Origin of the sequence: Spongiactinospora sp. 9N601, assembly GCF_044326295.1 — a bacterium.
Lineage (GTDB): Bacteria > Actinomycetota > Actinomycetes > Streptosporangiales > Streptosporangiaceae > Spongiactinospora > Spongiactinospora gelatinilytica.
Window position 1 is genome coordinate 100,202 of the sequence record NZ_JBIRBB010000012.1, and the last position, 17,772, is coordinate 117,973.

Genomic DNA, 17,772 nt, shown 5'->3' on the forward strand with positions numbered 1-17,772 from the left:
AATGCCCTTTGTTAACATCGGCCGGCCGCATGGGAATTGCGCCCGGCGCTCAAATCGAATTGATCGCGGCGGACAGGAGTGGTCCGATCTCGCCGAGCGCGTGCCGTCCTTCGGCGACGACGCGCCGGCCGCCGGACACCACCGAATGCACATCGGCCGCGGTGGCGGCGAACACGACGGACTCGGCGGCGGTGGCCGGGCTCGCGCCCGCGGTACGGACGGAGTCGAGCCGGACGGACACCAGGTCGGCCCAGGCGCCGGGCAGCAGCGTGCCCGCGTCGGGGAAGCCGAGGGACGCCTGGCCCGCGGAGGTGGCGGCGGTCAGCAGTTCGGCGGCGGTCCAGTGGCCGCGCCGTTCGGTGGCCAGCCGTTCGTCCAGTTCCACCGCCCGAGCCTCCTCGAACATGTCGATCATCGCGTGGCTGTCGGTGCCGAGTGTGATCGGCGAGCCGGCGTCGTGCGCCGCGCGGGCCTTGCCGACGCCGTCGGCCAGGTCGCGTTCGGTGGTGGGGCACATGCACACGTGCGTGCCCGACTGGCCGAGCAGGGCCAGATCGACATCGGACAGGTGCGTGGCGTGCACGGCGCTGGAGCGGGGGCCGAGTACGCCGTGCTCGTGCAGCACCTGCATCGGGCTGGCCGCGTACATCTCCACGCAGGCGGCGTTCTCCGCACGCTGCTCGGAGACGTGCGCGTGCAGCGGCACGGCGTGGTGCTGGGAGTATTCGGCCACGATCGGCATCTGCTCGGGCGGCACCGCGCGCACCGAGTGGACGGCCGCGCCCACCACCACATCATCGGCCCCCGCGTAGTCGCCGGCCAGCCGTTCGGCGCGGACCGCCCAGCGCTCCGCGTCGCCGTCGCCGAACCGCACCTGCGGTCCGGCCAGCGGCTTGCCGACGCCGCCGGCGAGGTAGCAGGTGTCCAGCAGGGCGATCCGCAGCCCGGCCTCGCGCGCCGCGCGGACCAGCGCGTGCCCCATCGCGTTGGGGTCGTCGTACGGCGTGCCGTCCGGCTGGTGGTGCAGATAGTGGAACTCGCCGACACAGGTGACGCCCGCCAGGACCATCTCGGCGTAGACGGCCTTGGCGAGGGTGTAGTAGGAGTGGGGGTCGAGCGATCCGGCGACGCGGTACATCTGCTCCCGCCAGGTCCAGAAGCTGCCCTTCTCCGCCTGCGTCGAGCCGCGCAGCGCCCGGTGGAAGGCGTGCGAGTGGGCGTTCGCGAAGCCGGGCAGGGTCAGCCCGGCCAGCCGTACGGCTCCCGCCGGCGGCTCGCCCACCCCGGGCACCACCTCGGCGATCCGCTGCCCGTCCACCCGGACCAGCACCCCCTGGACCACCTCACCCGGAGGCAGCCAGGCGAGCTCACACCAGTAGTTCATCGGCAAGCTCCTTGATGGCGTCGGCGAGCGCGGCGACACCAGCGTGGCAGTCGGCGGGCTCCGCATGTTCCTCTGGGGAATGGGAGATTCCCGTTGGATTACGGACGAACACCATCGCGGTGGGCACGCCTGCCGAGGCGAGGATCCCCGCGTCGTGGCCCGCGCCCGTGCCGATCAGCGGCGCGCCGCCGAGCGCGGCGGCCAGGCGGGCGGCCAGCGCCGGGTCGAACTCCACCCGCGGGCTCCAGGACTCGCAACCCACCCGCGCGCCCGCGCCGACCTCGGCGACCAGGTCGCGTACCGCGTGTTCGTCCTCGCCCCTGACGTCCAGCCAGGCGGTGACGTGCCCGGGGATCGCGTTGGCGCTGCCCGGCGAGACCCGGACCTTGCCCACGGTGGCGACCACCCCGCGCCGCTCGGCGGCCGTCCTGGCCGAAAGGACCGCCTCGGCGAACGGGATCATCGGGTCGTCGCGGTCGGCCAGCCGCGTGGTGCCCGCGTGGTCGGCGCGGCCGGCGAAGTCCAGCCGCCAGCGGCCGTGCGGCCAGATGGAGGTGGCCACGCCGATGGGCGCGTCCATGTCGACCAGGGCCCGGCCCTGTTCCACGTGCAGTTCCACGAAGGCCCCGATGTGGCGGCGCGTCTCGGGGTCGGCGCCGAGGGCGGCCGGGTCGCGGCCCGCCCGGCGCAGTACGTCGGCCATGGTGTCGCCGTCGTCGTCGGTCAGCCCGCGCGCCCGGTCCGGCTCGACCACGCCGGTGAGCAGCCGCGACCCCATGCACGGCACGCCGAACCTGGCGCCCTCCTCGTCGGAGAAGCAGGCCACCCCGAGCGGTACGCCGGGCCGCACCCCCCGTTTCCTCAGCAGGTCGATCGCCGCGAACGCGGACACGACCCCGAGCGGCCCGTCATAGGCGCCGCCCTGCCGTACCGAGTCCAGGTGGCTCCCGGTCACCACTCCCGGCCGCGCCTCCGGGTCGCCCCACCACGCCCACAGATTCCCGTTGCGGTCCTCCCGCAGGTCGAGGCCGCGCCGCCCGGCCTCCTGCCGGAACCACTCGCGCAGTTCGAGATCGGCCGCCGACCAGGCGTCCCGCAGGTAACCTCCCCGCGCGTCCCGTCCCACATCGGCCACCGCCGCCCACATACCGTCGAACTCCATCGCCGATCCCCTCAATCGCCTTGCGGCGGTGTCCCGATCATGCGCCCAAGGGTAGACCGCGCCCATCTGGGAGGACAGAACACCCCATGAGGTACATCACATCCGCAGAGCGGACCTTCACCCCAAACCGGAAACCGGACTCTCCCCTCCCCGGCGGCGGGCGCGTCATGCCTCGCCGGGCGGGCGCGTGTTCGTAGGGTCGGATGGGTGAGTGACATGAACAGGCAGGTCAGACTGCCGGCCGCCTTCGCCTGGTCACCGAAGGGGTGGCCGTCTGAACGGGCCTTCGCCGAACCGGGGGCGGCGGAGGTCTGGTGTTACACCGACAAGTTCGCCTACTTTCCCGGCGAGACGGTCCGGTTCCACCTCAGCGCGAGCGTCCCGTCCTTCGATCTGGAGGTGGTCAGGGACGGCCTCGCACCCAAGGTGGTGTGGGCACGCCGAAGACTCACCGCGGGGCGCTTCGAGGCGCCGGCCGACGCCTACGCCACGGGCTGCGACTGGCCCGCCGGGGCGGAGCTGGAGATCCCCGCCGACTGGCGCAGCGGCTTCTACATCGTCACCGTCCGGGCGACCACGTCGGACGGCGAGCTGTGGGAACGCGAGCACTTCTTCGTGGTCAAGGCCCCGCCGCGGCGGCGGGCGCGGGCCGTGCTGGTGCTGACCACCGGCACGATGCTGGCCTACAACGACTGGGGCGGGGCCAACCACTACCGGGGCCTCGGCGACGACCCGCGGCACGACGCCGGATCGCCGCTCGCCTCCACCCTGCGGCCGATCGCCCGCGGCATGATCCGCAAGCCGCCCGGCGCGCCCCGGGAGGCCGCCACCGGATCACTGCCGATGTACGGCGCGCCGCGCTACCCCTCCTATGAGTGGGCGCGGCTGACCGGCTACAGCCGTCACCACGCCGACGCCTTCTGGGCCACCTACGAGCGGCACTTCGCGCTGTGGGCCGAGCGCAACGGCTACGAACTCGACTACCTCACCCAGCACGACCTGCACTTCGACCCCGCCGCCCTGGACGGATACGCCTGCGCGGTGATCGTCGGCCATGACGAGTACTGGTCCTGGCGGATGCGCGACACCGTCGACGCGTTCGTGGACGCCGGAGGCGGGCTGGCCAGGTTCGCCGGGAACTACCAGTGGCAGGTACGGCTCAGCGACGACGGCAACACCCAGTACTGCTACCGCCTGCCCTCCGCCGACCCGGCCGCCCGGGAGACGCCGCACCTGGCCACGACCGTGTGGGAGGCCAGGTCGGTCGGCAGGCCCGGCGCGACGACGATGGGGCTCAACGGCCTCGGCGGGATCTACAACCGGTACGGCGTGGCGGCCCCCCGCTCCTCCGGCGGCTTCACCGTCTACCGGCCGGGCCACTGGGCCATGGCGGGCACCGACCTGTACTACGGCGACCTGCTCGGCGGCCCGCCGTCGTTCCTGGCGGCTTTCGAGCTGGACTCGGTGGAGTACACCTTCCGGCGCGGGCTGCCGTACCCGACGTTCGAGGACGGCGCGCCGGAGACGCTGGAGATCCTGGCCCTCGCGCCCGCCGTGCGCGGGGAGGAGGACCGCTTCGGCGGGCGGGTGCCGATCGGCGGGCCCGAGGAGGAGGTCTACAACTACAACGCCGGCCTCGGCGACGACCTGCCCGCTTACGTCCACGAGGGCGAGATGCGCGGCGCGGGGATGATCGCCGCGTTCACCCGCGGCGCGGGCGAGGTCTTCAACGGCGGGTCCACCGAGTGGCCGCACGTGCTGGGCCTCGGCGACCCGTTCGCCGAACGCATCGCGCACAACGTGCTGCGCCGGTTCGGTGCGGCAGGGCCGGGAAAGGGCCTCTGACCTGCGGGTACCGTACCTAGCACAGGGAGGAGCGAACAGATGCCGAATCCCGTGATCAAGCCGAGATCCGCGAACGCCCTGGCGGGCGACGCCATGGGCACCAAGGACCTCGTGTTCACCGTCCTGGCCGCCCTGGCGCCCCTGACGCTCATCGTCGCCGTCGCCCCGCTGCACTTCCTCAAGGGCGGGGTGGCCGTTCCCGGCGGTTACCTGGTGGCGGGCGTGGTGATGGCGCTGTTCGCCGTCGGTTTCATGACCATGAGCCGCTATGTCCGAAACGCCGGGGCGTTCTATGCGACCATCTCCCGCGGGCTCGGCCGCCCGGCGGGCTCCGGCGCGGCCATGCTGGCGGTGGTCGCCTACAACGGCCTGCAGATCAGCACGTACGGCGCGCTCGGCGTCTACGCCGGCACCACGTTCACCAAGTACACCGGGCTTGACGCGCCGTGGTACGTGTTCGCGCTGGTCGCCCTCGTCCTCGTCGCCTGGCTCGGCTACCGGGGCATCCACACCAACGCCCGGGTCCTCGGCGTCCTGCTGATCCTGGAGATCGCCGTCCTGGTCATCCTCGTGGTGTGCGTCCTGGCCAGGGGCGGCATCACCGACTGGTCGGCCACGTCGTTCTCTCCCGCGACCGTGTTCGCCCCCGCCAACGCGGCGATGTTCGCGCTGGTCGCCGGGGCCTTCATGGGTTTTGAGGCGACCGCCATCTTCAGCGAGGAGGCGCGCGGCGGCATCAGGACCGTACGGCGGGCCACCTACCTCGCCGTCGGCTTCATCGCCGTCTTCTACGCGTTCGTCACCTGGATCGTGGTCATCGACTACGGCTCCGCGAACATCGCCGCCGCCGCCCAGGCCGACCCGGTCGGCCTGGTGGTCGCGGTCTTCACCGCCAACGTGCCGGGCCCGATCGTCGAGGTGATGAACGTCCTGCTGCTGACCAGCGCGTTCGCCGCCCTGCTGGCGCTGCACAACGCGGCCAACCGCTACTTCTACGCGCTCGGCCGCGAAGGTCTGCTGCCGCGCGGGCTGGGCCGTACCGACCCGCGGACCAAGGCCCCCTGGGCGGCCGGCCTGCTCCAGACCGCCATCGCGGCGGCGGTCGTCGGCGCGTTCGCGATCTTCGGGCTGGACCCCTACCTGGGCCTGCTGCTGTGGGGCAGCGCCCTCGGATTCCTCGGCATCATCACCCTGTGGGCGCTGTGCAGCCTCGCGGTGATCCGGTTCCTGCGCGCGAACGCCCCGGAGACGGGGATCTTCCGGACGACCGTCGCGCCGGGCCTCAGCTTCGCGGCCCTTGCCGTGGTGCTGGTGCTGGTCCTGGTGAACCTGCCGCTGCTGACGGGGGCGGGCGCGGCGGCCAACATCGTGATCGTCGGCATCGGCGTGGTCGCCGTCGTCGCGGGGGTCGCCCGGGCGCTGTACCTGCGCTCCCGTTCGCCCGCCCGCTACCTGGGGCTGGCGCAGACGTCGGTCGCGGAGGGGCGGTGAGCGGCGATGCCCGGCGCGCGAGGAACCGCTCCGCCGCCGGGCGCGCCGGGTCTAGTCCACGTAGAACTCGCCGGTCTCCTCGGCCATCCGGTCCAGTTCGGAAAGCCGCGCGCCGGTGCGCAGCGGGGCCGCCTCGGCCATCGCCTCCACCAGCGCCATCGCCAGGGCCATCGGCGCCGCGTGCGACCCGGCGGCCGGGCGGTCGGCCACCGGCGCGTCGAGCACGACCTCGGCCGGGAAGGGCACCGCGGGCCGGTCGGTGATGGCGGCGATCCGCAGGCCCAGCCGGTCGGCGTAGGCCAGCGCCCGGACCGCCTCGGCCGGATAGCGGGGCAGCATCACCGCGAGCACCCATTCGGCGCCCGCCCGGCGGGCCGAATGCAGGCCCTCGGCCAGCTCCGAGCCGCCGTGGGTGAGCATCCGCACGTCGGGATGGACCCGTCTGGCGTAGTGGCAGAACGTGGTGGCCAGCCCAGCCGACGCGCGCAGCCCGAGGACCGGCAGCGGCTCGCCCGCCGCCAGCGCCCCGCCCAGGTCGCCGATCCGCTCCCCCAGGCCGTCGCCCTCCTCCGCGCACAGCCGCTCGTGGACGGCGGAGAGATTGCGCAGTTCCGCCTCCACTCCCGCGCAGTGGCGCGCCTCGCCGTGCGCCGGCTGGGCGGCGGGGCCGGTGGCCTCCTCGCCGCCCAGCGCCAGCGGACGCAGTGCCTGCCTCAGCTCGGGATAGCCGGCGAAGCCGAGCACCATGGCGAACCTCGTCACCGACGGCTGGCTGACCCCGGCCCGCTCGGCCAGCTCCACGCTGGACAGAAAGACCGCCTCGGTCAGGTGACTCGTGAGGTACCGCGCGATACGCCGCTGAACGGGCGACATTTTCCTGCCGTTGAAAAGCTTCTGCAGTCCCTCGCCCACGTAACAGCGAACACGCGAGGCTCACCGGTCATTCCTGACCACCCAGAATCATTCGCTCATCGGCACCCTGACCTGGCGCTCCCTGGCCACCTCGGCGGCGGAGTCGTAGCCGGCGTCCACGTGGCGGATCACGCCCATGCCGGGGTCGTTGGTCAGCACCCTGGTCAGCTTCTCCCTGCCCAGCGCGGTGCCGTCGGCCACGGTGACCTGCCCGGCGTGGATGGAGCGGCCGATGCCGACCCCGCCGCCGTGGTGGATGGACACCCACGAGGCCCCGGAGGCCACGTTGATCATGGCGTTCAGCAGCGGCCAGTCGGCGATGGCGTCGGAGCCGTCGAGCATTCCCTCGGTCTCCCGGTAGGGGGAGGCCACCGAACCGCAGTCGAGGTGGTCCCGGCCGATCACCACAGGGGCCTGTAGCTCGCCGGAGGCGACCATGTCGTTGAAGCGTTCCCCGGCCAGGTGCCGCTCGCCGTACCCGAGCCAGCAGATGCGCGCGGGCAGGCCCTGGAAGTGGACCTTCTCCTGGGCCATCCGGATCCATCGGGCCAGCGGCTCGTTGTCGGGGAACAGCTCCAGCACGGCCCGGTCGGTGGCGGCGATGTCCTTGGGGTCACCGGACAGCGCGGCCCACCGGAACGGGCCCTTGCCCTCGCAGAACAGCGGCCGGATGTAGGCGGGCACGAACCCGGGGAAGTCGAAGGCGCGGGTGTAGCCCGCGAGCTGCGCCTCGCCCCTGATCGAGTTGCCGTAGTCGAAGACCTCGGCCCCGGCGTCCTGGAAGCCGACCATCGCCTCGACGTGGCGGGCCATCGACTCACGGGCCCTGGCGGTGAACCCGGCCGGGTCCTTGTCCCGCTCCCTGGCCATGTCCTCGAACGCGACGCCGAGCGGGAGGTACATCAGCGGGTCGTGCGCGCTGGTCTGGTCGGTGACGATGTCGATCTGCGCGCCGCCGGCCAGCAGCTCGGGAACCGCCTCGGCGGCATTGGCGGCCACGCCGATCGACAGCGGGCGGCGCTCGGCGCGCGCCTCCTCGGCCAGCCGCATCGCCTCGGCCAGCGAGGAGGCCCGTACGTCGAGGTAGCCGTGCTCGATCCGGCGCTCGATCGAACGCGGGTCGCAGTCGATGCAGACGGCCACGCCGCCGTTCATGGTCACGGCGAGCGGCTGCGCGCCGCCCATCCCGCCGAGGCCCGCGGTGAGCGTGATCGTGCCCGCCAGCGATCCGCCGAACCGCTTGGCGGCGACGGCGGCGAAGGTCTCGTAGGTGCCCTGGAGGATGCCCTGCGTGCCGATGTAGATCCACGAGCCCGCGGTCATCTGGCCGTACATGGTCAGCCCGGCCGCCTCCAGCCGCCGGAACTCCTCCCAGTTGGCCCAGTCGGGGACCAGGTTGGAGTTGGCGATGAGGACCCTCGGGGCCCATTCGTGGGTGCGCATCACGCCGACCGGCCGACCGGACTGCACCAGCAGCGTCTCGTCGTCGCCGAGCGTGGTCAGGGTGCGCAGGATGGCCTGGAAGGAGGCGCGGTCGCGGGCCGCCTTGCCCGAACCGCCGTAGACGACGAGCTGCTCGGGGTGCTCGGCCACCTCCGGGTCCAAGTTGTTCTGGATCATGCGAAGGGCGGCCTCCTGGGGCCAGCTCTTCGCGGTGAGCGTGGTGCCGCGCGGGGCGCGCACCGTCGTACTGCCGGTCGTCATGGTTGGGTCCTCTCCGTCGAGGAGTCGGGGCTCCGTATCCGGATCTTACGTAAGTGTCCGAATTCGACTACGGGGGGGCATCCCCGGTCGGGGTCTCCGGCGGGGATGCCCCTCACGGCCGCCTGCCCGGGCGCACGCCCCGGGGCATGGCCCCCGTCTCGCGAAGGAGAGGCTTCGCAACCACCGCCGTTCCCGGTTTGCCGGCCGGCCAATCGCCGACATCACCCACCCCGCCTCATACTTTGGGCTGACTCGCCCCCGACTTTGTAACGAACTTCCCGCGGTCGCGGAACGCCACCGATGATGGGACCCGTTGACCGATTTGTGAACGGCACCCTCGCGGAACCCGCCCCCGCCACCCCGATCGCCAAAGGGTCGTGGCGGCTTCTCCTCACCCACATCAAACCGCGCAAATGGCCTCTTGTCGCCGGTGGTCTGCTCGGCTTCGTCGGCGGCATCGCCGGGCTCGCCGAGCCGCTGGTGGCCAAGTCGGTGATCGACGCGTTCGGCTCGGGGGCCTCGCTCACCGGTCCCATCCTCATGCTCACCGTGCTGGTGCTCTTCGGGGCCACGCTCTCGGCGGCGGGGACGTTCGTCCTGGAACGCACCGCGGAGTCGATCGTGCTCAGCGCCCGGCTGGGGCTGGTCGGCCGGATGCTGCGGCTGCGCGTCCCCGACGTGGACCGGCTCAAGCCCGGCGACCTGATCTCCAGGGTCACCGCCGACACCACCCTGCTGCGCGCGGTCTGCACCGGAGGCGTCACCAACGGGATCACCGCGCTGTTCATGCTGGCCGGATGCGTCGTGCTGATGGGGTTCATGGACGTCGTGCTGCTCGGCGTCACGCTGGGCGTGCTGACGGTGGTCGCCACGATGGCGCTGTTCGTCTTCCCGCGCATCGGCAGGGCCACCACCCAGGCGCAGGAGGCGCTGGGCGAGATGGGCGCCGTGCTGGACCGGGCGCTACAGGCGTTCCGCACGGTCAAGGCCGCCGGGGCCGAGGAGCGGGAGACCGAGGCCGTGCGCGGGGCCGCGCAGCGCGCCTGGCGCAAGGGCGTCACCGCGGCCGGCTGGAACTCCATCGCCGGCACCGCCACCTGGCTCGGTGTCCAGCTCTCCTTCCTGGCCGTGCTCGGGGTCGGCGGGCTGCGGGTGGCGTCGGGCACGCTGGAGGTCTCGGCGCTGATCGCGTTCCTGCTGTACCTGTTCTACCTGACCGGGCCGATCTCGATGCTGGTGGAGGGCGCCACCCAGTTGCAGACCGGACTCGCCGCGGTGACCCGGCTGCGGCAGGTGGAGGAGCTGGAGGTGGAGTCGCTCACGCCGGGCGAACCGGCCGCGCCCACAGGTACCGCTCCCGCCGCGCTGACCTTCACCGACGTGCGCTTCTCCTACACCGAGGACCGCTCCCCCGCGCTGGACGGGGTGTCCTTCGAGGTGCCCGCGGGCAGCATGACCGCGCTCGTCGGGCCTTCCGGGGCGGGGAAGTCGACGATGTTCGCGCTGCTGGAACGCTTCTATGAGCCGGACGCCGGGTCGATCACGCTCGACGGCAGGGAACTGCGCGACATCCCGTTGCCCGAACTGCGGGCCGCGCTCGGCTACGTCGAGCAGGACACGCCGGTGCTGGCCGGGTCGCTGCGGGAGAACCTGCTGTTCGGCGCGCCCGAGGTGACCCAGGACGAGGTGGCCGCGGTGATCGCCCGCACCCAGCTCACCGACCTGGTCGACCGCCTGCCCGAGGGCCTGGAAACGCAGGTCGGCCACCGCGGCCAGATGCTGTCCGGCGGCGAGCGGCAGCGGGTCGCCATCGCCAGGGCGCTGCTGCGCAGGCCCCGGGTGCTGTTGCTGGACGAGGCCACCTCCCAGTTGGACGCGGTCAACGAGCTTCGGCTGCGCGAGGTGATCGATGAGGTCGCGGCCACCACCACCGTGCTGGTGATCGCCCACCGGCTGTCCACCGTGACCAGCGCCCGGCAGATCGTGGTCCTGGAGGCGGGCCGGGCCCGCGCCACGGGCAGCCACGCCGAACTGGTGGCCGCCGACGACCTGTACCGCGAGCTGGCCACCACGCAGTTCGTGGCGAGCGGGGAGGCGATGGCGGGCAACGCCGGGTAGCCCGGCCGCGGAACAGAACATGATCGGTTCGATCCACGGGATTCGGAGCGCCGAATAGCCGGTCGAGGACCCGGCCGGACCTCGTCGCAAGTCCGGCGGCCGGCTGCGGCCGGTCGCATTCTGGTCGAAGGGACCGAACCGACATGCATTTACGGATCGATCGGCGCGCACTCATCGGGCTGGGCCTGGCGGGGGCGCTGGCCGTCTCCTCCATCGGCCTGCTCCGCGCCGACACCGGCACCGCGTCCTCCCACCGCGAGGCCCCCGGCATCGCCGGTGACCCGCGCAACGACAACACCGACGTGTACGCCTTCGTCAGCCCTGACAAGCCGGACACGGTGACGCTGCTGGCCAACTGGATCCCGTTCGAGGAACCGCAGGGCGGGCCCAACTTCTACACGTTCGACAACGACTCCAGGTACACCATCAAGATCGACAACGATGGTGACGCCAAGCCCGACGTCACCTACCAGTGGACGTTCCGCGAGCAGGACCGGCGCGGCAACACCACGTTCCTCTACAACAACGGGCCCGTCACCTCGCTGGACGACCCCAACCTGCTCTACCGGCAGCTCTACAGCCTCAAGCGGATCACCGAGTCGGGCACCAAGACCCTCGTGTCGGACGGAGTGGTCGCGCCGAGCAACGTCGGCCCGGCGTCCATGCCCAACTACGGCACCCTGCGCGCGCAGGCGATCACCGGGCTGCCCGGCGGCGGGAAGACCTTCGCCGGCCAGTCCGACGAGGCGTTCTTCCTGGACCTGCGGATCTTCGACCTGCTCTACGGAGGCGACCTTTCGGAGGTCGGGCAGGACACCACCAAGGGCTACAACGTCCACACGCTGGCCCTCCAGGTGCCCGCCGACGAACTCGCACTGAAGGGCGACGCCACCCGCAACCCGGTCATCGGCGTCTGGTCCACCACCGACAAGAAGGGCAGCGACGGCTTCGTCCAGGTGTCCCGGCTCGGCAACCCGCTGGTCAACGAGGTCGTGGTGCCCGCCGGGCTGAAGGACGCCTTCAACGCCCTGCCCCCGGCCAAGGACGCCGGCGTGCCCGCGCTGGTCAAGCGGGTCACCGACCCCGAGGTACCGCGGCTCATCGAGTCCGTCTACGGCATCAAGGCCCCGGCCACCCCGCGCGATGACCTCGTGCAGATCTTCCTGACCGGGATCGCCAAGCGGAACGGCCCGATCAAGGCCGACCTCAACTCGCAGATCCTCAACAAGGACGCGAACCCGGGCAAGTTCCGCCCCTCGGAGATGCTGCGGCTGAACACCTCGATCCCGCCGAGCAAGGACCCCGACCGGCTCGGCGTGCTGGCCGGCGACCTGGCGGGCTTCCCGAACGGCCGCCGGCTGGCGGACGACGTGCTGGACATCGAGTTGCAGGCGCTGGAGGGCGCGGCCCGCACCGGCGAGATCGTCCAGGCGCTCAAGGCGGGCGACAAGGTGGACAAGAACGACAAGCCGTTCGGGGCGACCTTCCCCTACATCCCGCTGCCCAGCAACAAGGCCGTCAACAAGAACTGACCCGTGCCGCGGGGCCCGCCCACCCGGCGGGCCCCGCCGCCCGTCTTCTTTCACCGACCTCGGACCGGGCCGACATGAAACCGACACGCAAGGCCGCGCTGCCGATCGCGGCGATCGCGGTCGCCGGGACACTGACCGCCGTCGCCATGCTCATCCCCTCCTCCTCCTCGCCGCCACCCGCCACCGCCGCGCCCGCGGCGGCCGAACGGCCCGCGGGCTCGGCCGCCGACCTCGAACGCACGGTCGCCGCGCTGCGGGCCCGCCTCGCCCGGCTGCCCAAGGACCACCAGGCGTGGGCGGCCCTCGGGTCGGCGCACGTGGAGCAGGCCAGGCTGACCGCCGACCCCGGGTACTACCCCAGGGCCGAACGCGCGCTGGCCACCTCCCTGCGCCTGGCCCCCGGCAACGCCGCCGCGCTCACCGGGCAGGCCGCGCTCGCCGCCGGGCGGCACGACTTCGCCGGGGCGGTACGCCTGGCCACCGCCGCCACGCGGGCCAACCCGCATGGTCCCGGCGGCTACGGCGTGCTCGCCGACGCCTACACCCAGCTCGGCCGGCTCGCCGACGCCGACCGGGCGATCAAGGCGATGATGGGCCTGCGCCCCGGCGTGGCCGCCTTCACCCGCGCCTCCTACGCGGCCGAACTGCGCGGCGACCTCGGCGAGGCGCGGGCCATGCTGCGGTCGGCCGTGCGCGACGCGTTCTTCCCCGCCGACATCGCCTACTGCCGGCACCGGCTGGGCGAGCTGGCGCTGCGCTCGGGCGACCTGCGCGCGGCGGGGGCGGAGTACGACCGCGCGCTCGCCGCCTACCCCTCCTACATCCCGGCGCTGGCGGGCAAGGCCAGGGCCGCCGCGCTGGCCGGGCGGCTCGGCGAGGCCGCCGGGCTCTACCGCACGGTCGTGGCGCGGCTGCCGCTGGAACAGCACGTTATCGAGTACGCGGAGGTGCTGGCGGCGGCCGGGCGGGACCCGGCGGAACAGTGGCGGCTGCTGCGCGCGATCCGCGACCTGGCCGCGGCCTCAGGGGTGCGCGATGACCTGACGTGGGCGGAGTACGAGGCCGACCACGGGGACCCGGCGCTCGCCGTACGGCACGCGCGGGCCGAACACACGCGCAACCCCAACCTCGCCGCCGCCGACGCCCTGGCCTGGGCGCTGCACCGGGCGGGCCGGTCGGCGGAGGCGCTGCCGTACGCGCGGCAGGCCACCGCGACCGGGTGGCGCAACGCGCTGGCCCGCCACCACCGGGCCGAGATCGAGCGGGCGCTGGGCAAGGACGCCGCCGCCCGCCGTTCGGCGAAGCTGGCGCGGAGCTACGATCCGGCGTTCGATCCGAGGCTGCCCGCGCTCGGCAGGCCGTCGTGATCGCGCTGGTGCTGGCCGCCGCGCTGGCCGCGCATCCGCTCGGCGACTTCACCGTCAACCACTACAACGGGCTGCGGGTGCTGCCGGACCGGGTGGAGAACGTCGCGGTGGTGGACGCCGCCGAGCTGCCCACGTTGCAGGCGGCCCCTCAGGTGTCCGCGTCGGGGACCGGGCGCTACGCCGCCGCGCGGTGCGCCGAACTGTCCCGGGCGCAGCGCCTGACGGTGGACGGGACGGCCGTCCCGTGGCGGGTCTCGGGGTCCGCGTTCGCCTACGAGCCGGGCCAGGGCGGGCTTTCGACCAGCAGGCTCACCTGCCGCCTCACCGCGCCCGCGGACCTTTCCGGGCGCGCGTCGGTGGAGTTCGCCGACGACTTCCTGACCGACCGGATCGGCTGGCGCGAGGTCACCGCCGTGCCGCAGGGCGTACGGCTGGCGGCGTCCTCGGCGCCGGCCGTGAGCGTCAGCGGCGGCCTGCGGGCCTATCCGGAGGATCTGCTGTCCAGTCCGCCCGACCAGCGTTCGGCACGGCTTTCGGTCGTGCCGGGCACGGGGACGGCGGCGGGCGCGCCGCTGCCGGGGCCGCTCGCGGCCGGGCCGCTGGGGGACGCGCTGGCGTCGATCGACCGGACGTTCACCTCGCTGACGGGGGCCGGGACGCTGACCGTGCCGCTGGGGCTGCTCGCCGTGCTGCTGGCGGCGGTGCTCGGCGCGGGGCACGCGCTGATCCCGGGGCACGGCAAGACGATCATGGCCGCCTACCTCGCCGGGCGGCACGGCCGGCGCAGGGACGCCCTGATCGTCGGCGCGACGGTCACCGCCACCCACACGGCGGGGGTGATCGTGGTGGGGCTGTTGCTGAGCGCGTTCTCCGCGCTGGCGGGCGAGGCGGTGCTGGGGTGGCTGGGCGCGGCGAGCGGCGTGCTGATCGCCGCCATCGGGCTCGGCCTGCTGCGGTCCGCGCTGCACCGTCGCCGCCACGACGTCGGGCATGGTCACGGGCATGGTCACGGGCACGGCCATGGACATGGACACGGTCATGGGCACGGGCCTTCGCGGCGGGGGTTGGTGGGGATGGGGATCGCGGGCGGGCTGGTGCCCAGTCCGTCGGCCCTCGTCGTACTGCTGGGGGCCATCGGGCTCGGCCGTACGTGGTTCGGGGTGGCGCTCGTCGCCGCCTACGGGTTCGGCATGGCCGTCACGCTCACGGCCGCCGGCCTGCTGCTGGTCAAGGTCTCCCACCGGCTGCTGACCACACCAGGGGCCTGGTTGTCGCGGTTCGCGCCGCTGGGGACCGCCGCGATGGTGTTCCTGCTCGGCGCGGGCCTGGCGGTGCGCAGCCTGATGGGGGCGGTCTGAGTCAGTCGTCCACGGCGGGCAGGTCGAAGTCGGTCGCGGGGTCGAGGTCGCCGTCCTCGGCCCTGCGCAACTTGATGTCATCGGCCCACGCGTACGCGAACCGCCTGATCTCGTCCACCCGCTCCTCCGGGACGCCGAGGGCCACGAAGCCGGTGTCGGCCACCAGATCGACGCCTTCCAGGCGCATGACGAGGTCCTCCAGGGAGAAGTCCTCGTCGTGCAGGCGGGCCAGATGCTCCAGCTCGCGGAACGGGTAGAGCCGGCCCGCCTCCGCCGCGTCGCGGAAGTCGCGGGCCAGCCCCCGCTCGTGGAGATCGCGCAGCCGCAGGCCGATCGCGTCGGGAAGCGCCACGACGGCGATATCGCCGCACCTGACGGGGGCGGCCTGAAGGGCCTCGCGCAGCAGCGCGAGGCGGCAGGTCTGCCCGGTGACCGGCTCGGTGACCAGCAGCAGGGACGCCCTCGGCCCCGACTCCAGATCGCCCACCTCAAACCCCGCCGCCCGGCACGCCTCACCGGCCGCCCAGGCCACCCCGGCCGGCTGCTCCTCCCCCGTCACCGCGAACCGCAGGCTCTCCCCCGGCCGCTCGGCGAGCCCGTGCGCCATCATGGCGTGCCCTCCGGCCAGGGCCAGGCCATGTCGCTCGGCGATGGGCGACAGCACGGACACCAGCCGCTCATGGAACTCCGGAAGCCTCAGTTCATCCATCCGGCCCGAGCCCCCGCATCATGGTCTCCCACGCGTTCCGGTAGCCCGGTCCCAGGCCTATCCGCAGCAAGGGCCAGTCCGCGGCGAGCAGGCCGGCGTTGAGGTAGGTCTCCGCGTCCTGTCCGCCGCCGCCGGTGATCACCGTGCGGTACATGCTCATGCGCAGCCGGCGGTCGGCGAGGTCGAAGCGCGTGAGGCCGGACCACGCCAGGTGCGGCGGAGGCTCGACGACGCCGCTGGACGGACCATGCAGGGCGTCCGGGGAGGGCGGGACCCGCCTTGTGAGTCCGCTGGTGCGGGATGGGAGCGCGTCTGGCATGGTCACAGTATGCCCACTGAGGGTCATCGGGCCGTCCAGGTGCGGGCGGCAGGGATGATGTCCTCGATCGGGGGGATTTCGGGGTACCAGGTGCGTTCCCACTCCAGGGAGATCCAGCCGTCGTAGCCGGCCTCGGACAGGGTGTCGTGGACGGCGTCCAGGGGCACGCCGCCCTCGCCGAGCGGGACCGGGGTGGGGTCCTCGGCGGAGGCCGCGTCCTTGATCTGCACGTAGCCCAGGTGGTCGCGCAGGGCGGCGTACGTCTGCGCCGGGGTCTCGCCCGCTCGCCAGGTGTGCAGGGTGTCCCAGACGGCCCCGGTCGCGCCGGGCTCGTCCGCCGCCGCGAGGAGCCGTCGTACGGCCGCGCCCGTGGGGTGTGAGTCGTGCGTCTCGACCAGCACCCGCACGCCCGTCGCGAGCGCGTGCGGCGCGATGGCGCGCAGCCGCCGCGCGGCCCGTTCGTCGTCCTCCGAGCCGTCCCCGCCGGGGAACACCCGGACGAAGGGCGCCCCAAGATCGGCGGCCAGGCTCACATCGGCGCGCAGCGCGCCGAGCACGGACTCGTCCGGCCCGCCGGCCGCGATGCGCACGTATCCGGAGATCGCCGCCGCCCGCAGCCGGGAGCGGGCCAGCAGGCCGCGCGCCCTGGCCCGCTCCGGCTGGCCCATCCCCGCGTGGACGCCGGTGTCGGGATGCGCGCGCAGTTCCAGCCCGTCGCAGCGCCCCATCACGGCGATCAGGCAGGCGTCCTGCAACCCCGCGCCCGGCATGCCGAGGGTGGACACGGCCAGTGGCCACGGTGCCGTCATGGCAGCCTCCTGGTGCTCTCGCGGATGACGACCTCGGCGGCGACGGACTCGGTGGCCACGGCCTCGGTGCCCAGCGCCAGTTCGACGGCACGTCTCCCCATGCCGGCCAGCGGCAAACGCACGGTCGTGAGCCCGGGGGTGAGATCGCGCAGGGTGGGGATGTCGTCGAACCCCGCGACGGAGATCTCGCCGGGCACGTCCGCGCCGGCCGTGCGCAGCGCGGCGAGCGCCCCGGTCGCCATCACGTCGTTGACCGCGAACAGGCAGGTCACGTCGGTGCCCTCGGACCACAGCCGGGCCGCCGCGGCGTACCCGCCGTCGCGGTCGAACGCGCCGGGCACCGCCCGCGGCGGCGGCAGGCCCAGCGCGGCGAGCCCTTCGGCGAACCCGGCGAGGCGGTCGGCGGCGGTGACCAGCCCCGGCGGGCCGGACAGCACGGCGAAGCGGGTGTGGCCGAGCCCGGCCAGCGCGACGGCGAGCGCCCGCGCGCCGGTGCGGTTGGCGGGCACGAGGGTGTCCACACCCAGCAGGTCCTGGCCGATCACCGCGGCCCGGCCGCCGCTCGCGGCGAACCGGCCGAGTTCGGTGCGCAGCCGCAGGGTCACCGCCTCGTCATCGGTGCGGCTGCCCGCGAGCACGATGGCCCGCACCCGCTGGGCGCGCAGCGTGGCGACGTACCCGATCTCGGCCTCGGGGTCGCGGAAGGTGGTGCCGACCATGACCGTCAGGCCCCGGGCGTCGGCGGTGCGCACGACCGCGTTGGCGATCTCGGCGAAGTACGGGTCGGACAGATCGTGGACCACCAGGCCGAGGACGTCGCTGGCGCTGCGGGCCAGGGCCTGGGCCGCGCGGTTGGTGGTGTAGCCGAGCTCGGTCGCGGCGCGCTGGACGCGTTCGCGCAGGACCTTGCCCACCTGGCGGGTACTGCCGTTGAGCACGCGTGAGGCGGTGGCCAGTGACACTCCCGCCCTCCGGGCGACATCTTCGAGTGTGGCGTCTCGCGGCATGCCTGCCCTTTCGGATAATCGGACGACCGGAAAGCGTTTCCCCCGAAAAATCCGG

14 protein-coding genes are annotated in these 17,772 nt (G+C 73.2%); 6 read left to right on the forward strand and 8 right to left on the reverse strand.

What is annotated here, in order from left to right:
- Positions 1 to 49: 49 nt before the first annotated feature.
- The gene (locus ACH34R_RS27610; RefSeq protein ID WP_397564445.1) at positions 50 to 1,384 is read right to left on the reverse strand and encodes a formimidoylglutamate deiminase; all 1,335 of its coding nucleotides are present in this window, start codon (positions 1,382 to 1,384) and stop codon (positions 50 to 52) included.
- Positions 1,368 to 2,546, reverse strand: coding sequence for an allantoate amidohydrolase (locus ACH34R_RS27615; RefSeq protein WP_397564446.1), 1,179 nt, complete (start codon positions 2,544 to 2,546; stop codon positions 1,368 to 1,370). The genes ACH34R_RS27610 and ACH34R_RS27615 overlap by 17 nt, the downstream gene beginning before the upstream one ends.
- Before the next feature lie 216 nt (positions 2,547 to 2,762).
- On the opposite strand from ACH34R_RS27615, the gene ACH34R_RS27620 reads away from it, so the two are divergent.
- Both ACH34R_RS27620 and ACH34R_RS27625 read left to right on the forward strand, forming a co-directional pair.
- Positions 2,763 to 4,391 carry a N,N-dimethylformamidase beta subunit family domain-containing protein gene (locus tag ACH34R_RS27620; protein WP_397564615.1) on the forward strand — a complete coding sequence of 543 codons (1,629 nt, stop codon included), beginning with the start codon at positions 2,763 to 2,765 and terminating at the stop codon, positions 4,389 to 4,391.
- A 39-nt stretch (positions 4,392 to 4,430) separates the two neighbouring features.
- Positions 4,431 to 5,882, forward strand: coding sequence for an APC family permease (locus tag ACH34R_RS27625; RefSeq protein WP_397564447.1), 1,452 nt, complete (start codon positions 4,431 to 4,433; stop codon positions 5,880 to 5,882).
- Between the two features lie 51 nt (positions 5,883 to 5,933).
- Here the strand turns inward: ACH34R_RS27625 and ACH34R_RS27630 are convergent, their stop codons facing one another.
- Together ACH34R_RS27630 and hutU are read right to left on the reverse strand one after the other, a co-directional pair.
- Complete coding sequence (locus ACH34R_RS27630) at positions 5,934 to 6,755, reverse strand: MurR/RpiR family transcriptional regulator (RefSeq protein WP_397564448.1); 822 nt, start codon at positions 6,753 to 6,755, stop codon at positions 5,934 to 5,936.
- 87 nt (positions 6,756 to 6,842) lie between these two features.
- Positions 6,843 to 8,498, reverse strand: coding sequence for a urocanate hydratase (gene hutU / locus ACH34R_RS27635; protein WP_397564450.1), 1,656 nt, complete (start codon positions 8,496 to 8,498; stop codon positions 6,843 to 6,845).
- 300 nt (positions 8,499 to 8,798) lie between these two features.
- On the opposite strand from hutU, the gene ACH34R_RS27640 reads away from it, so the two are divergent.
- The 4 genes from ACH34R_RS27640 (at position 8,799) to ACH34R_RS27655 (ending at position 14,873) form a co-directional block, all read left to right on the forward strand.
- Positions 8,799 to 10,616 (forward strand): ABC transporter ATP-binding protein, encoded by a 1,818-nt coding sequence (locus tag ACH34R_RS27640; protein WP_397564451.1) that lies wholly within the window; start codon positions 8,799 to 8,801, stop codon positions 10,614 to 10,616.
- 143 nt (positions 10,617 to 10,759) lie between these two features.
- Positions 10,760 to 12,148 (forward strand): DUF4331 domain-containing protein, encoded by a 1,389-nt coding sequence (locus ACH34R_RS27645; RefSeq protein ID WP_397564452.1) that lies wholly within the window; start codon positions 10,760 to 10,762, stop codon positions 12,146 to 12,148.
- A gap of 74 nt (positions 12,149 to 12,222) precedes the next feature.
- Positions 12,223 to 13,515 (forward strand): hypothetical protein, encoded by a 1,293-nt coding sequence (locus ACH34R_RS27650; RefSeq protein WP_397564453.1) that lies wholly within the window; start codon positions 12,223 to 12,225, stop codon positions 13,513 to 13,515.
- On the forward strand, positions 13,512 to 14,873 hold the full coding sequence (locus ACH34R_RS27655) for a nickel/cobalt transporter (RefSeq protein WP_397564454.1): 1,362 nt from the start codon (positions 13,512 to 13,514) through the stop codon (positions 14,871 to 14,873). The genes ACH34R_RS27650 and ACH34R_RS27655 overlap by 4 nt, the downstream gene beginning before the upstream one ends.
- Position 14,874: 1 nt before the next feature.
- Here the strand turns inward: ACH34R_RS27655 and ACH34R_RS27660 are convergent, their stop codons facing one another.
- The 4 genes from ACH34R_RS27660 to ACH34R_RS27675 are packed head-to-tail and all read right to left on the reverse strand — an operon-like array spanning position 14,875 to position 17,717.
- Positions 14,875 to 15,582, reverse strand: coding sequence for a hypothetical protein (locus tag ACH34R_RS27660; protein ID WP_397564455.1), 708 nt, complete (start codon positions 15,580 to 15,582; stop codon positions 14,875 to 14,877).
- Positions 15,575 to 15,901 (reverse strand): hypothetical protein, encoded by a 327-nt coding sequence (locus tag ACH34R_RS27665; protein ID WP_397564456.1) that lies wholly within the window; start codon positions 15,899 to 15,901, stop codon positions 15,575 to 15,577. The genes ACH34R_RS27660 and ACH34R_RS27665 overlap by 8 nt, the downstream gene beginning before the upstream one ends.
- Positions 15,902 to 15,924: 23 nt before the next feature.
- Positions 15,925 to 16,710: a sugar phosphate isomerase/epimerase family protein gene (locus ACH34R_RS27670; RefSeq protein WP_397564457.1), complete on the reverse strand. Its 786-nt coding sequence runs from the start codon at positions 16,708 to 16,710 to the stop codon at positions 15,925 to 15,927.
- A complete protein-coding gene (locus tag ACH34R_RS27675; protein WP_397564458.1) occupies positions 16,707 to 17,717 on the reverse strand; it encodes a LacI family DNA-binding transcriptional regulator in 1,011 nt (336 codons plus the stop codon). The genes ACH34R_RS27670 and ACH34R_RS27675 overlap by 4 nt, the downstream gene beginning before the upstream one ends.
- Positions 17,718 to 17,772: the final 55 nt, after the last annotated feature.